Annotated in this window: 14 protein-coding genes; 7 read left to right on the forward strand and 7 right to left on the reverse strand. The window is 60.7% G+C overall.

Annotated features, from left to right (window positions below):
* Window positions 1–19 precede the first annotated feature (19 nt).
* The 4 genes from PMI11_RS34445 (at window position 20) to PMI11_RS34460 (ending at window position 3,719) form a co-directional block, all read left to right on the forward strand.
* Window positions 20–1,183 (forward strand): polyamine ABC transporter substrate-binding protein, encoded by a 1,164-nt coding sequence (locus tag PMI11_RS34445; protein WP_007826877.1) that lies wholly within the window; start codon window positions 20–22, stop codon window positions 1,181–1,183.
* Between the two features lie 82 nt (window positions 1,184–1,265).
* On the forward strand, window positions 1,266–2,132 hold the full coding sequence (locus PMI11_RS34450) for an ABC transporter permease (protein ID WP_007826879.1): 867 nt from the start codon (window positions 1,266–1,268) through the stop codon (window positions 2,130–2,132).
* The gene (locus PMI11_RS34455) at window positions 2,132–2,944 is read left to right on the forward strand and encodes an ABC transporter permease (protein ID WP_007826881.1); all 813 of its coding nucleotides are present in this window, start codon (window positions 2,132–2,134) and stop codon (window positions 2,942–2,944) included. The genes PMI11_RS34450 and PMI11_RS34455 overlap by 1 nt, the downstream gene beginning before the upstream one ends.
* Window positions 2,945–2,957: 13 nt before the next feature.
* Window positions 2,958–3,719: an SDR family NAD(P)-dependent oxidoreductase gene (locus PMI11_RS34460; RefSeq protein ID WP_007826883.1), complete on the forward strand. Its 762-nt coding sequence runs from the start codon at window positions 2,958–2,960 to the stop codon at window positions 3,717–3,719.
* On the opposite strand, the gene PMI11_RS34465 is transcribed toward PMI11_RS34460, so the two are convergent.
* The 7 genes from PMI11_RS34465 to PMI11_RS34495 form a co-directional block, all read right to left on the reverse strand.
* Window positions 3,716–4,759, reverse strand: coding sequence for an L-idonate 5-dehydrogenase (locus tag PMI11_RS34465; RefSeq protein WP_007826885.1), 1,044 nt, complete (start codon window positions 4,757–4,759; stop codon window positions 3,716–3,718). The two genes, PMI11_RS34460 and PMI11_RS34465, sit on opposite strands and share 4 nt — an antisense overlap.
* A gap of 9 nt (window positions 4,760–4,768) precedes the next feature.
* Complete coding sequence (locus PMI11_RS34470; protein ID WP_007826887.1) at window positions 4,769–6,175, reverse strand: TRAP transporter large permease; 1,407 nt, start codon at window positions 6,173–6,175, stop codon at window positions 4,769–4,771.
* Between the two features lie 4 nt (window positions 6,176–6,179).
* On the reverse strand, window positions 6,180–6,752 hold the full coding sequence (locus tag PMI11_RS34475) for a TRAP transporter small permease (protein WP_007826889.1): 573 nt from the start codon (window positions 6,750–6,752) through the stop codon (window positions 6,180–6,182).
* A 64-nt stretch (window positions 6,753–6,816) separates the two neighbouring features.
* Entirely contained in the window at window positions 6,817–7,791 is a 975-nt protein-coding gene (locus tag PMI11_RS34480) for a sialic acid TRAP transporter substrate-binding protein SiaP (protein ID WP_007826891.1), read from the reverse strand.
* 23 nt (window positions 7,792–7,814) lie between these two features.
* On the reverse strand, window positions 7,815–8,573 hold the full coding sequence (locus tag PMI11_RS34485) for a FadR/GntR family transcriptional regulator (protein WP_007826893.1): 759 nt from the start codon (window positions 8,571–8,573) through the stop codon (window positions 7,815–7,817).
* Between the two features lie 109 nt (window positions 8,574–8,682).
* Window positions 8,683–9,756, reverse strand: a complete 1,074-nt coding sequence (locus PMI11_RS34490; RefSeq protein ID WP_007826895.1) for an Ldh family oxidoreductase — start codon at window positions 9,754–9,756, stop codon at window positions 8,683–8,685.
* Between the two features lie 120 nt (window positions 9,757–9,876).
* Window positions 9,877–10,731, reverse strand: coding sequence for a helix-turn-helix domain-containing protein (locus PMI11_RS34495; protein ID WP_007826896.1), 855 nt, complete (start codon window positions 10,729–10,731; stop codon window positions 9,877–9,879).
* A 102-nt stretch (window positions 10,732–10,833) separates the two neighbouring features.
* On the opposite strand from PMI11_RS34495, the gene PMI11_RS34500 reads away from it, so the two are divergent.
* The 3 genes from PMI11_RS34500 (at window position 10,834) to PMI11_RS34510 (ending at window position 14,106) form a co-directional block, all read left to right on the forward strand.
* Window positions 10,834–12,150: an alpha-glucosidase/alpha-galactosidase gene (locus PMI11_RS34500; protein WP_007826897.1), complete on the forward strand. Its 1,317-nt coding sequence runs from the start codon at window positions 10,834–10,836 to the stop codon at window positions 12,148–12,150.
* 202 nt (window positions 12,151–12,352) lie between these two features.
* A complete protein-coding gene (locus PMI11_RS34505) occupies window positions 12,353–13,147 on the forward strand; it encodes a DeoR/GlpR family DNA-binding transcription regulator (RefSeq protein ID WP_007826898.1) in 795 nt (264 codons plus the stop codon).
* A complete protein-coding gene (locus tag PMI11_RS34510; protein WP_007826899.1) occupies window positions 13,144–14,106 on the forward strand; it encodes an N-acetylglucosamine kinase in 963 nt (320 codons plus the stop codon). The genes PMI11_RS34505 and PMI11_RS34510 overlap by 4 nt, the downstream gene beginning before the upstream one ends.
* Window positions 14,107–14,112: the final 6 nt, after the last annotated feature.

A 14,112-nucleotide genomic window follows, 5' to 3' on the forward strand; every position in this document is an offset into this window, starting at 1 on the left:
AAAACAAGGGAACAGCATCATGAGCAAGGATTATAAGGACAATCTGCCCATCTCCGCCGAAGGCTTCATGGACGAGTTCATGCGCCTGAAGCGCGGCTCCGTCAGCCGCCGCCACTTCCTCGGCATTACCGGCCTCGGTCTTGCGACCGCCGTACTGTCGCGTTTCCCCGGTGCGTTGTCGACGCCCGCCTACGCAGCAGAAGATCTCGGCACGCAGATGTCGATCGCCACATGGCCGAACTACCATGACCCGGCGACCTTCGAGAATTTCAAGGCGGCAAGCGGCGTTGCCGTCGAAGTCAACGTCTTCGGTTCGAACGAGGAAATGCTCGCCAAGCTGCAGGCCGGCGCCTCCGGCTGGTCGCTCTTCGTGCCGACCAACTACACGATCTCGACCCATCACAAGCTCGGCCTGATCGACGAACTCGACCTTTCGAAGATCCCGAATTTCAGCCAGGCAACCGAAAGCCCCCGCTTCACCAAGGAAGGCCAGATCGACGGCAAGACCTATGCCGTGCCGAAGAACTGGGGCACGACCGGTTTTTCCGTCAACACGTCCAAGATCAAGACCAAGCTTTCCAGCTGGAAGGACTTTTTCGAGATCGCCCAGACCGAAGCCGATGGCCGCGCCATGGTGCATGACTACCAGTTGACGACGATCGGCAGCGCGCTTGTTTCGCTCGGCTATGACTTCAATTCGATCAAGGCTGATGAGCTCGCCAAGGCAGAAGAACTGCTGATCAAGGTCAAGCCGCATCTGTTCGCCATCAATTCCGACTATCAGCCGTCGATGCGTTCGACCGATGCATGGCTGACCATGTGCTGGACCAATGACGGCGCGCAGCTCAACCGCGACATGCCGGAGCTTGCCTATATCCTTGGCACCGACGGCGGCGAAATCTGGACCGACTATTACGCAATCCCTAAGGATGCGCCGAACAAGGCTGCCGGCTACGCGCTGCTCAACTATCTGATGGACCCGCAGAATGCGGTGAAGGAGCACATCGCCAACGGTGCGCCGACCACCGACAGCCGCGTCATTGCGCTGCTGCCGAAGGAGGTCACGTCCAACAAGATCGTCTATCCGGACGAAGCAGCCCTTACGCCACTGGAATTCGGCGCCGCCGTCACGCTCACCGATCCGGGTCGCGCTGAACTAATGGCGCGTTTCAAGTCGGCCTGACACCACCTGTGAATGCCGGTCTCCCGCGGCTTACTGCGGGAGCCGGTTCAGCTCCTTGATCCGGCGGATGAAGACCAAAGCCATGCCCCTGCCCCACGCTACCAAACGGCGCCTGATCACCGTCGCCCTTGTCGGCCCGGCCAGTATCTGGCTGTTCGTCTTCCTGGTGCTGCCCTTCATCGCCGTCATCGTCTTTGCCTTTGGCGAGCGAGCGCCGGAAGGCGGTTATCAGCCAGCCTTCACCTTCGAGCAGTTCGCCAATCTCGGCGCGCGGTCGGCAGCCTTCGTCAATACACTGATCCTGGCGCCGATCGGGGCGGCTGCCTGCCTCATCGTTGCGTACCCGGTCGCCTACTACCTCGCGGTCAAGGCAAGCCCGCAGCGCCGGCTGCTGCTCGTCTCGCTTGTCGTCGTTCCCTTCTGGACCAGCCTGCTGGTGCGCACCTATGCCTGGATGTATCTGCTCGGCGCACGCGGCATTCCGCATCTGCTTGAATTCGTCGGCATCGAAAATGTCAGGCTGATCAATACGCCGGGTGCCGTGCTGCTCGGCATCGTCTACGGCTACCTGCCGCTGATGATCATGCCGATCTATGTCAGCCTCGAAAAGCTGGATCGCCGGCTGCTCGAAGCTTCGGCCGACCTCGGCGCGAAGCCTATCTCGACCTTCTTCGGTATTACCCTGCCCCTATCGCTGCCGGGCGTGATGACCGGCGTTGCGCTGGTGACGATCCTGCTTCTCGGCGAATATCTGATCCCGCAGCTTCTGGGCGGCGGCAAGGTGTTTTTCATCGGCAATGCGCTCGTCGATCTCTTCCTGCAATCACGCAACTGGCCGTTCGGTTCGGCAATTGCTGTCACGCTTGTCGGTGTCGTCGTGATCGTCCTGCTCGTCGCGATGCGCATCGCTTGGCGTGTCGCCGGTACGCGGCAGGTGGATCTTATCTGATGCGCGCGCTCGTCACCTTTGTCTATCTGTTCCTCTACACACCGATCGCGCTCGTCGTGCTGTTCTCCTTCAATGCGGGCCGCAATGCCAGCGAGTTCACCGGCTTCTCGACGCAATGGTATGGCCGGGCTCTGGCCAATACTTTCCTGATGGAGGCGCTGCGCAATAGCCTGATCATCGCCTTTACCAGCGCCGCCCTTGCAGCGATCTTCGGCACCATGGCTGCCATCGGCATGGAGCGGCTCGGGGCACGGACGCGCGCCATCTTCGACGGGCTCTTTGCGGCGGCGATCGTCGTGCCCGGTGTCGTCATCGGCATCGCAACGCTGGTAGCCCTCGTCGAAGTCTTCGGCTTCATCAATCCTGTCATCGCCGCCCTCTGGCCGGGCGAACAGCCGCCGAAGCTCACGCTCGGTTACGGCTCGATCATTGCTGCGCACGGGCTCTTCACCATGGCGCTGGTGACAATGATCGTGAAGGCACGTATTGCGAGCCTCGGTCGAGATATCGTCGAGGCCTCCAGCGATCTCTACGCGACACCGTTCACGACCTTCCGACAGATCGTGCTGCCGCAGATCATGCCGTCGATCCTGGCGGGCTTTCTGCTCGCCTTCACCTTTTCCTTCGACGATTTCATCATCGCCTTCTTCGTGGCGGGCTCGAACACGACGCTACCGATCTATGTCTTCGCCTCCATCCGCCGCGGCGTGACGCCTGAGATCAATGCAGTCGCCACGATGGTGCTGATCGCCTCGCTTGCCCTCATTTTCATCGCGCGCTTCCTGATGCGCGAAAAGACAACGACAAACTGACCGGGGAAATGCCATGATACTGAGAAATCGCGTTGCAATCGTCACGGGCGCAGGCTCGGGCATCGGTCGGGCCGGCGCACAGATCATGGCGCGCGAAGGCGCCCATGTCGTCGTTGCCGATATCAATTTCGCAAATGCCGAAGAGACCGTCGGTCTGATTGCCGAGGCGGGCGGTAGCGCCGAAAGCCTGGTGGTCGATGTCACCGACGATCAGGCGCTTGAAACCGGCATTGCCGCTGTTGCTGCGCGTCACGGCCGGATCGACATTCTCCACAATCACGCGGGCGCGCAGGTGGCCGGCGATCTGGAGCAGGTTGCGATCGAAGGTTTCGACAAGTCCTGGAGCCTGAACGTGCGGGCGCATTTCATGGCCGCGCGCTTCGTCGTGCCCATCATGAAAAAGGCAGGCAAGGGCGTAATCCTCAATACGTCCTCGTCGTCGGGCGTGCTCTACGACCGCGAAATGATCGCCTACACGACGACCAAACATGCTGTCATCGCCATGACCAGGCAAATGGCGGGCGACTATGCGAAGTTCAGCATTCGCGTGAACGCACTCTGCCCCGGATGGGTCGACACGCCATTCAACGAACCGTTCATCGCGCAGATGGGCGGGCGCAGCGCCATTGAAGGCTACATCGCCGAGAAGGTGCCGCTGGGCCGCTGGGCGGATGTTTCGGAGATTGCCGAACCGATCCTGTTTCTCGTTTCGGACCGCTCCTCTTACATGACAGGGCAGATCCTCGTCGTCGATGGCGGCGAGACCGTCGTTTAGCCTGACTGGAAGGTCAGTTGCACCTTGCAGGCCAGCGAACGGTCGCCGGCAATTTCAAAGGCTGAAACGGCATCCTCGAGGGGCATTCTGTGGCTGATGATCGGCCGCACATCGATCTTCCGGCGGGAAATCAGGTCGACGGCGGTTGCGAACTCCTCGTGGAAACGCTGCGTTCCATGGATGTGCAGTTCCTTGCCGACAACGGCGTTGAGAGGCACCGGAACGTCGCCGGTGACGCCGACCTGGACGATGGTGCCGCGCGGCCGGACCGCCGCAATCGCGCTATGGATGGCCGGGGCGGCAGCAGAACATTCGAACACGAGATCGAAATAGCCTTTTCCTGCCTGGAATTCTGCAAATGTCTCTGCATCCCGCGCCACGTTGATCGTGCAGCTGGCGCCCATGGCTTTCGCCCGTGCGAGCGCCGCGTCGGCAAGATCCGTGACGACGATTTCGGCGGCCTCATAGTGCCTTACAACCGCAACCATCAGCGAGCCGATCGGTCCGGCACCCGTCACCAGGACTTTCTTCCCGGCAATGCCGGGTGCGCGCGATGCGGCATGCAGGCAGACGGACAGCGGTTCGCTGCAGGCCGCTTCCGCAGGCGTTGTCGAGGCTCCAACCTCAACGCATTGTTTGGCCGGCACCACCAACCATTCCCGGAACATGCCCTGCTCATGCGGCAGGCGCATCGCACTGCCCATGAAGCGCATTTCCAGGCAGTGGATCGGCAAGCCGATGCTGCAATAATCGCAGGCACCGCACGGCTGGCTCGGGTTGACGGCGACCAGCGTGCCAGTCTTCAGGGTGACGCCCTCACCTGCCTGCTCCACGGTTCCAGCGGCCTCGTGACCGGGTATCATCGGCTCGCGAACCCGGACCGGTCCGAAACCGCCATCCTGGTAATAATGGAGGTCGGAGCCGCAGATGCCTGCGGCTGCCATCTTCAAAAGCACCTCACCGGGGCCGGGGGCTGCGACTGAATCAGTCTCGATCCGCAGATCGCCCTTCGCATAAAGCCGTGCCAGACGGGTCTGCATCGCACTCTCCTACTTCAGAAGCCCGAGCTGCTGTGGCAGCCACAGGGATACGGAGGGAACGAAGGTGATCAGGATCAGGGCGATGAAGAGCGGCGCAAGCCAGGGCAGGATCGCCATCGTCGTTCGCTCGACGGATAGTTTTGCCACCCGCGACAGCACGAAAAGCACCATGCCGAGCGGCGGATGCAGTAGCCCGATCATCAGGTTCAGGGTCATGATAAGGCCAAACTGCACCGGATCGATGCCGAATTTCGCTACGATGGGCAGAAGGATCGGCACGAGGATGGTAATCGCCGCGATTGTATCCAGAAAGCAGCCAACGAAGAGCATCAGCAGGTTCACAAGGATCAGGAACACCCACTTGTTGTCGGTGATCGACAGGATCGCGTCGGACAGAAGCTGCGCAGCCTGGCTAACCGTCAGCAGCCATGCGAAAACCGAAGCGGCAGTGACGATGAAGAGAACGGAAGCCGTCGTCTCGATCGTGTCGAAGCTCGCCTTGGCGAGTGTCGAGAACGTCATCGTGCGGTAGCGCACGAGGCCGAGGAATAGCGACCAGAGGACAGCGGCGACAGCTGCTTCCGTCGGCGTGAACCAACCCATGGTCATGCCGCCGATCAGGATGACCGGCGTCATCAGCGCCATGACCGCGGAAAAACGGAAATACCAGTCAAGCGCCAGAAGCACGACAAGCGCGATGCCCGCTGCGGCATTCATCGACACACCTGATCGCATCATCACGTAGATCGACAGCGGCACCAGCAGGACAACGACGATCTCCAAACCTGCGGAAAGGAGTTGCTTGACGTCGAAGGGCGCATCGGAACCCCAGCGCTTTACGTAGGCGAAGGCTGCGACTGTGATCATCATCAGCAGCGTCATGACGATGCCCGGCAGGATGCCCGCCATAAAAAGAGCGCCGATCGAGACATTGGCCATCATGCCGTAGATCACGAAGGGCAAGGACGGCGGGAAGATCGGACCGAGCGTGGCAGACGCCGCCGTCACCCCGACCGCGGCCTCGACCGGATAGCCGTGATCCTTCATCGCCTTGATCTCGATCGTGCCGATGCCGGCCGCATCGGCAAGCGCAGTGCCCGACATGCCCGAGAAGATAACGGAACCAATGATGTTGACCTGGGCGAGACCACCCTTCATCCAGCCGACGAGCGCGACGGCGAAGGAATAGATGCGGCCGGTGACACCAGCCGAATTCATTAGGTTGCCGGCAAGGATGAAGAAGGGAACAGCGAGAAGCGGGAAGCTTTCGACACCCGCGATCATGCGCTGGGCGACGATGATATCGGGCGCAACGCCATAGAGAACAATGTAGAGAACGGAGGCGACGGCCATCGATATCGCGACAGGCACGCCGATCAGCATCAGCAGCAGAAACGAGCCAAGCAAGAGCAGCATCGGGTCATCCTTCGACAGCGTGGAATTCTTCGGGGCGTTCCAGGACGGAATAGCCGCGGCGCATATTGGCGATGAAGACGATCACCGCGCGGACCAGCATCAGCACGAAGGCTGCAAGCACGCTGTAGAAGACGATGTTGCGCGGCAGGTCGACGGTGACCATCTGCTCGTCGGCGACGATCTGCACGTAGCGCCACATCAGATAGCAGCCATAGGCGAAGAAGCCGATGCGGACGATGTCCACGAAAGTTGCGAGAACGCGCGCAAGGCCTGCCGGCATGTAATGATAGAAGACGTCCACCTGGATATGGCGCGACGTGCGCACACACATGACGGCGCCGAGAAAGACGACGCCGATCAGGCAGTTGACGGCAATCTCTTCGGTCCACGCATAGCTGTTGTTCAGTACATAGCGGGTGAAGAACTGCAGGAAGACGCAACCGGCCATCAGCCAGAAGACGATCAGCGTGATCCAGTCTTCGATGGCGTAGTCCGAGATATTGGCGGTGGGCGCATGCCCTTCGAATTCGTGGCCGATTTCTTCGGCAATGACTTGCGTATGGACTTCTTGTGACATGATCGGCCTTGTTCCTGACGGAAAGGAAGGGCGCGCGGCGCTCAGGCGGCGCGCCCGCGGGCTGTTACTGGATCGCGCGGATCGCCTCCCAATCGGCCTTGTCGTAGCCGAAGTCCTCGAACTTGACCTTTTCCGCGACCGTCTTCTCGAAATCGGCCTTATCGACCTCAGTGACGCTCAAGCCCTTCTCCTTGAAGGTGGCGATCAAGCTGTTTTCCTTGCCTTCAATAGTCTTGGTCGTGCGCTCGGCAGCTTCCTGCATGACGTCGCCGAAGATCTTCTTGTCTTCGTCGGAGAGGTTCGCCCAGAGCGTCTTCGAGATCACCGTATTCAGGTGATCGACGATGTGGCCGGTCAGGATGATGTTCTTCTGGACCTCGTAGAACTTTTTGGCCTCGATCGTCGTCAGCGGGTTTTCCTGGGCCTCGACCGTGCCGTTCTGCAAGGCGAGATAGACCTCGGCAAAGGCGATTGGCGTGGTGTTGGCGCCGCAGGCGCGCGGCATGGCGAGGTAGGCCGGAACATCAGGCACGCGGATCTTCAGGCCCTGCATGTCGGCGCATTTGGCGATCGACTTGTTGGCCGTCGTATGGCGCGTCCCGTAATAGCTGACGGCTGCGATATGGTTGCCGGTCTTGTCCTCATAACCCTTGGCCAGGCGCTTGAAGACGTCGCTCTTGGTGTAGGCGATCAGGTGTTCCGGGCTGCGGAAGATATAGGGGAAATAGGTCACACCGATCGGCTTATAGTCGCGGGCGGCAAAGCTCGATCCGGAAATGATGATGTCGACCGTTCCGAGCTTGAGACCCTGGTTGATATCGGCTTCCTTGCCGAGCTGCGAAGCCGGATAGACCTCGATCTTGTAGCGGCCGTTGGTACGCTTGTTGATCTCTTCAGCGGCCCAGAGGGAATCCGTGTGGAAAGGTTCCGATGTCTCGTAGACATGGGCCCATTTCAGCACCGTCTGGGCATGTGCGATCGCCGTCGTCGCCATGATTGCGGCGGCAGTGCAGAGTATCGTCGTCAGTTTCAACTTCATCGCTCTCTCCTCCTGAGATCTCGTTAAGTGGCTGCTTTTCCCTTGTTTGGCCCGGCCGTGTGGCCGCGCCCCTGCTCGCCCGAAAACTCCTCCCCGAAGCTTTCGGAAAATCTCTTCTGTGAATTCGTCAGATGCGTGCGCATGGCGGCCTTTGCCCCTGCCGTATCGCCGGCAGCGATCGCGTCACGGATAGCCCGATGCTCTTCGAGCGCTGTACGCCACGACACCGGTCCTTCGAAATGGCTGGCGAGCTTTTCGAAATACGGCGTCATGCGCATGTCGAACATCTCGCCGGTGACGCGGATCAAGGTCGCATTGCCAACGATTGCGGCGATGCCGGTATGAAAGGCGCGGTCAGCAACAAGCACGGCGCGCGCATCCTCCACCACGCCGCTCATTGCTCTCAGCGCCTCATCGAGGACGGCAATGTCCTCAGGGCGGGCGCTTTTTGCGGCCTCCTCTGATATCGCGCATTCGATGATGGCGCGGGCCTGCAGCAGCTCGAAAGGACCTTCGACCGGTTCGCGCTCGCTGCCGGTCGCTTCGGCCACATGTTTGCGCGTGACATAGATGCCGGAGCCCATGCGGATATTGATGTATCCCTCGACCTCCAGCACGATCAGCGCTTCGCGCAGCGTGGGGCGCGAAACCGAAAGCTGCTCCGCAAGCTCGCGCTCGGCAGGCAACCTCTGGCCGACGGCGAGTTCGCCTCGGATAATCATCATACGAATCTGGTCCGCCACCTGCCTGTAGAGGCGGCGTGATTCAACTGCCGAAAACATTATGGCCTCCCCGGCACGCTTCTCCTCAAGCGCACAACTGGTCAACTGGCCTGACCAATTAATCCGAACCTATCATCGGAGAAGTTGTGCGTCAATCCGACGCATGCATTCAGACCGGGCTGGCCAGTTGATAAGTGGACGCAAGGGTTCTCAAGGCCTCGACCGTCGCCGGATCCAGCGTCACGCCATGTTTTTCCCGCTCGGCGGCGACAGCCCATTCCCGGTCGCCAGGCGCCATTACCCTGAAGCCTTCGCGTGGCGGAGACGCCCTCAAGGTTTCGACGTAGCGTTTCATGGCAGCGTCGAAGATTTCGATATCGAGAAAGGCTGCAGGGTTCAGCGCCATGACGAAAGCACCGAGACCGCGTGGTGTCGAAAAATCCGGCCCGGGCATCGGAGCAATATCGAAACTCAGCTTCATACCTGTGAGCGCGGCGCTCAGAATCTCGGGAATGCCGGCAAGCCCTGCACCCTTGAAACCGAATTCGCCGCCGAGCGGCGCCAGCATGTCGGCCACATCGGGATCGCTCGTGTCGTAACCCCGCTCATCGGAGGCAACCCCTTCGGGCAGTTGGCGGCCGAGGCTACGATAGAGCAGCACGCGGTTATAGGGCACGGCACTCGTCGCCATGTCGAAGAGCCACGGGTTATCTCCCGTGACCGGCACAGCGCAGGCGATCGGATTGGTGCCATGAAAGCGCATGGCGCCGTCGTGCAGACGCACGAAGCTATCGGAATTGCAGAAAGCAAAGCCGATGAAGCCGCGTTGGGCGGCATCGAACGCATAGGCACCTGCCGGTCCGAAATGCGAGGAATTGCGGATCGCAACCGCACCGATTCCGAATTCCCCGGCAAGACGCGTCGCATGCTCCATCGCCGTATAGGTCGCAAGCGCACCATGGCCATTATCCGCATCGAGCGAAGCGACGGCGCCGAAAGTGTTTACCAGCGCGAGATGCGGGCGCGGATTGAGGCGTCCTTCGGTCAACCCTTTCACATAATGAGGAAGCAAGCGCACACCGTGGCTGTCGATGCCATAGCGCGTACCATGCAGCATCCCCCGCGTCGCTGCATCCGCAGTCGGTTGGTCGGCACCGGCCGCGATAAAGACCTTTCGGCAGAAATCCTCGATCGTTGCCAGGGACGCCAGGGCGCCAGCGGGGTTTTGGCTGTCAGTCGTCATGGGCCTCAATCCGTTCGGGTGGATCGTCTGCAAACTCTAGCGCGCAGGCGAGAAGATTCGATAGCCGCACCGCGCCTGAACCTGCATTTCTTTCAAACCCCTGTCCGACTTGTGCAAACGTCACGGCTTGCCGAGCGACAAGCGGAACTGCCGGGGTGTCGTGCCGGTTCGCTGCTTGAAGATGTCGTAAAACCGGCTGCTGGAGCCGAAGCCGCAGTCGAGGGCAATCTCCAGGATCGAGTCCTCGGTCTCGGCCAGCCGCTGCATTGCTCTCGCGAGACGATAACGTGTCAGATATTCCATTACGGAAATGCCGAGCACATCGCGAAACGCCCGGTTGGCGGTGGTTGGATGGACGTTGGCGCGCTTTCCAATATCCGCCAGGCCGAGCGGTTCGGAAAAATGCCGGTTGATCAGGTCGGTCAGCACCTCGGAATGGCGGATGGCGGGGCTTACCGGCGTCGCAGCGGCTGCGACGGACGAGCCTCGATCATCGGCGTGATCTAGGATGAGCCGGCGCACCCTGAGCTTGGCCTCATCCGCGATCAGCTGGCGCCGGACGGGGTCGCCCGTGCCCCATTCCTCGACCCAGGCAGAGACGGTGAGCAGCGTCGTCTCGCGGCGGCGGGGCTCGACCACGAAGGCACCCTGCATGATTGCCTGTCTCGCCTTCTTGTCGATGGAGAGCGCGAGAAAGTCGACGAGCGGAAGGTAGACGCAGATGAGCGGCACCTCCGGCGTCACCAGGATTGTCTGGTGGGGAATGGCCGCCCAGAAGAGGACAAGGCGCCCGGCCTCGACCCGTTCCTGCCGACCATTGAAGAGATAGGTCATGGCACCATCGAGAAGCAGGTTGATCTCGACATGGTCGTGCCAATGCGCAGCGCTCATGGCATCTGCCGTGTGGCGCTCGATCAGGAAGCTCCGCGGCGACCCCGCCCACTCGCCGCCCTCTTTGAAATGATCGTCTTTCATGCGTCCAACGCTTCAATCCAGGAATAATCCCTTCAATAGCAGGAAGAAATTCTGATTTGGAAGAGGCACGACTGTGGCGATCTTAATTCGCGGGAGACCGAAATGCCGAAGATTTGCCTCGTGGGTGCGGGCAGCACCGTTTTTGCACAGAACATTCTGGGGGACGTGCTCTCCACGCCCTCGGGCAGCGACTATGTAGTCAGCCTGTTCGATATCGATCCCGAGCGGCTGAAGACATCGGAGATCGTAGCACGGCGCATTTGCGAGGCGCTCAATCTGCAGAGGGTAAGGGTAGAGGCAACCCTCGATCGTCGCGAGGCGCTGCGCGGATCGGATTTCGTCATCCTGATGATGCAGGTCGGCGGCTACAAGCCTGCGACTGTCACGGATTTCGACGTACCGAAGCGATACGGCCTGCGGCAGACCATTGCCGATACGCTCGGCATCGGCGGGATCTTCCGCGGACTTCGCACCATTCCGGTGCTGGAAGCGATCTGCCGCGATATGGAGGAGGTCTGCCCGGATGCACTGCTGATGCAATATGTGAACCCGATGGCGATCAATTGCTGGGCCATCAAGGAGGTGGCGCCCAGTATCCGCACGGTCGGCCTTTGCCATAGCGTGCAGCATACGGCCGCCCATCTCGCCTCCTGCCTCGACGAGGACATTGCCGACATCAACTACATCTCGGCTGGCATCAACCACGTCGCCTTCTTCCTGAAATACGAGAAGCTGCATGCCGATGGCAGACGCGAGGATCTCTATCCCCGCCTCAAGGCTCTCGCCGGCGAGGGACGTGTGCCATCCGACGACCGGGTGCGCTTCGATGTGCTGAAGCGGCTCGGCCATTTCGTGACGGAATCCAGCGAGCATTTCTCCGAATATACGTCCTGGTACATCAAGGACCGCCGTCCGGAGCTCATCGACAAGCTCAACATCCCGCTTGACGAGTATATCAGCCGCTGCGAGCGGCAGATTTCAGAATGGCATGCGTTGCGCCGGGATCTCGAAGGCGACAAGCCGATCGAAGTCTGCCGCAGCAATGAATATGCCGCGGGCATCATTCACGCCGCCGTCACCGGCAATCCGGCGCTGATCTATGGCAATGTTCCCAATAACGGCCTGATCGAGAACCTTCCGGCCGAATGTATCGTGGAAGTGCCCTGCCATGTGGACAGGAACGGCATCCAGCCAACCCGCATCGGCAGGATCCCCTCGCAGCTCGCCGCTGTGATGAAGCTCAGTATCTCGGTCCAGGAACTGACCGTTGAAGCAGCATTGACGGGAAAACGCGACCGCATCTATCAGGCAGCCTTGCTCGATCCGCATACATCGGCAGAGCTGTCGCCGGACGAGATCTGGGGCCTGGTCGACGACCTGATCGAGGCACACGGCGACCTCCTGCCCAGATATAGCTGAGATCGGCCACAGGGCTATTCGCTCACCAAACAAAAGCCAAGAGGCACGTCGTCATCAGAGACGGCGTGCCTTTCTTTTTGATCCTGCACCACCTGATGGGCCAACATGAAAATGATCATAAACGATCATAATCTTGATTGACATTGATCATATCGAGTGGGAACCTTGATGCAAGAAGCACAATTGCAGCAGGGGACAATCTGTGAACCAGACTGGCGGCGTGAAGACTGATCGGCTCGATGCCATCCGCAGCCATCTCTACGCGAATGGCTTTTCCACCATTCAGGACCTGGCCGACGCTGTCGGCGCCTCCTTGGCAACCGTGCGGCGCGACCTGCAAATTCTCGAACAGGATGGCGCGATCGACCGTGTGCATGGTGGCGCACGCATCGCCGAAGGTTCCTCGGTTGAAATGGCTTTCCAGGAACGGGAAAAGCGCCAGCTTTCGGCCAAGCGCGCAATCGCCAATGCGGCCTATGAGCTGCTGCTGCCCCGCACGGCGATCTTCCTCGACGCCGGCACGACGGTTCTTCAGCTTGCGCGCCTAATCCGCATCAATCCGATGCCGCTGCGCATCTTCACCAACGGCCTGATCGTCGCTCAGGAATTTCTCAACATTCCGAACCTCGAGGTCGTGCTTCTCGGTGGCCAGCTGCGCAGCGAAAACGCCTCGCTTGTCGGCCCGCAAGCCGAGGCGATGCTGGAAACGATCTGGTTCGATCAGCTGTTTCTCGGAGCAAGCGCCATCAGCCCAGACGGCGCGATCTACAGCGTGGACAGTGCCGAAGCTAGCCTGAACCGGCGCATGCTTACCCGCTCTGCCAACGGCTATGTGCTCGCCGATTCCTCGAAATTCGGGACGATGGCAACCTACAAGGTCGCGCCCTTGAACGCCGCAAAGCTCATCACCGACAAGGGCCTGACACCCCAATGGCGCGCCGAACTCACCAACTTCGGTATTGAAGCGACCTACGCAGAGCTCGGAGCAAAAGAATGAGCAACGAGCTGATCCTCGGCATCGATGGCGGCGGCAGCAAGGTGCTCGTCACACTGGCCGACAGAGACGGCCAGATTCTCCGCACTGCGCTCGGCGGCGGCGTCAATCCGATGGACAATCCGGACTGGCGACAGGAGCTGGAGCGGCATATCGAACCGTTCCGCAATGAGCCGGGACTGGCCGCCGTCGGCGCTGCCCTGCCTGCCTATGGTGAAGTAGCACATCTCTCCGCGCTCCAGAAGCAATGCATTGATGACGCCTTTCCGGATATCCGCGGGATCGTGCTGAATGACGTCGACGCCGCCCATCTCGGCGCCTTTGCCGGGCGCCCCGGCATCCTCGTTCTGTCGGGTACCGGCTCCATGGCCTGGGCGCGCAATGTCGCGGGTGCCTCCGCACGCGCTGGCGGCTGGGGCGATGTGATCGGCGACGAGGGCAGCAGCTATTGGATCGGCCGCGAAACCCTGCATCTCATCAGCCAGAGCCTTGATGGACGTGCCAAACCGACCGTGCTGGCAAAGGCCATTTATGACCACCTCGATCTCGATATCACCGATCCGATCAACGCGCTCGAAGGTTGGATCAGCGGGCTCACGCGTCCGCGCGCAGGTATTGCAGCGCTCTCCGTCCTTGTCGACCAAACAGCGAGCCAGGGTGACGAAACCGCAATCGACCTGATCGAGAAGGCAGCCGAGGAGCTTGCCAAACACCATTGGGCGATATCAGGCCATTGTGAACCCGGCACCGACTGGACCTATGCGGGCGGCACCTTCTCCAGCCGTCTGCTGCTCGAGGCCGTCGAACGGCGGATCGGCCGGCGGGCGGTTTCACCCGTACTTCCCCCCATTGGCGGCGCGCTTCTGGCCGCCGCCCAACTTCTCGACTGGCCGCTCGACGAGCGCTGGTTCGGGCAAATCGCGGTCGCGGCCGAAACCGTGATCGCGCGATCAAGACAATGACTGTCA

The organism is Rhizobium sp. CF142, assembly GCF_000281145.1.
Taxonomy (GTDB): Bacteria; Pseudomonadota; Alphaproteobacteria; order Rhizobiales; family Rhizobiaceae; genus Rhizobium.